Here is a 1,195-nt window from a genome sequence, read left to right on the forward strand (position 1 = left end):
GCTTTTTGCATTAATGATTGGTTGAAACTTCACACTCAAGGTTTGCTTTTCTAGTGCGCTTTTCAAACCTTGCTCGATAAAAAAGTAACGATCTACCGCGTGTTGGGTACGTTGGCTGTAAATGGCAATCCTATCTTTATTTTGTTCACTGGCGTATTGGCATGTTCTTGCAGCTTTACGTAAAATTTCATCCGCAGAGTGCGCATGGTCGATACAAGGGTACAAGCCAATGCTGATGTTACTGCCAAGATACTGGCCTTCTTCCACCACGGCTTCGTGATAGGTTTGTTTTATCGTCTCGGCGTAAGCTTGAAGCGTGTCTATTGAGCAATCGTCCTGAATTAAAATTGCGAAATCGTCATCATGTACACGATACACTGAGCAGTTAGGGGATGGCAGATGACTGAGCGTCTGCAGCAGCTTTTCCACCAAACCATTGACCAGTTCATTGCCGTACTGGTTCAGATAGGATTTGATCTCATTGATTTGGATGTAGCAAATCGACGTTGGCGTGTCTGTCGAACAGACGTGTTCTTCAATATCAAGCAACAAATGCGCGCGGTTTGCCATACCTGAGGCGTTATCATGGAACGCGACTTGATGAATGTAACTCTCCATCAATTTACGTTCTGAAATGTCGCGATGGCTACCTACCATGTAATGGCCATGCTCAGTTTCTTTGGTCATCGCAACGCCTTCAATCCAAACGTATTGCCCGTTGGGTTTACGCAGGCGGTAAGTGGTTGTGACGCGCGTATTGTCGGTATTAATGTGGGCATCGACGCGCTTGGACAACCTTTCCCTATCCAACGGATGCACCAAATCCAACCAACGATCTAGGTTGATGCGTCCAGCATTGATTCCAAGTTGCTCATAAAATCCCTGATTGTAGAAAACCATCGTCCCAAACTCGTCCATGTAGAAGAGGCCTTCGTTGAACACATCAAAGATATGAATAAAGCGTTCTTCGACGATCTTGAGAAACTCGCGATCATTGTCTGAGGCCTGTTGATCAAAAATGGTGGTCAAGACATGTCCTCCTCGTGCCTTACTGGCAACAGAGATGAGTGGGCGTTCCTGTAACAGGGAAATGAAGTAATCATGCGCATTATTAAGATACAAATGCTAATTTAAAATAGTAGACAGTCATGTTCTTGCGCGTTCAAATGAATAAAACTTCGTTCAGTTTAACTTG

At 44.4% G+C, this 1,195-nt stretch carries 1 pseudogene; it reads right to left on the reverse strand.

Annotated features, from left to right (window positions below):
- Positions 1-1,122 (reverse strand): annotated as a pseudogene (gene scrG, locus R8N28_RS25820) (regulatory protein ScrG); the annotation flags it as partial.
- Between the last annotated feature and the right edge of the window lie 73 nt (positions 1,123-1,195).

Source organism: Vibrio sp. Vb1554 (genome assembly GCF_033344235.1).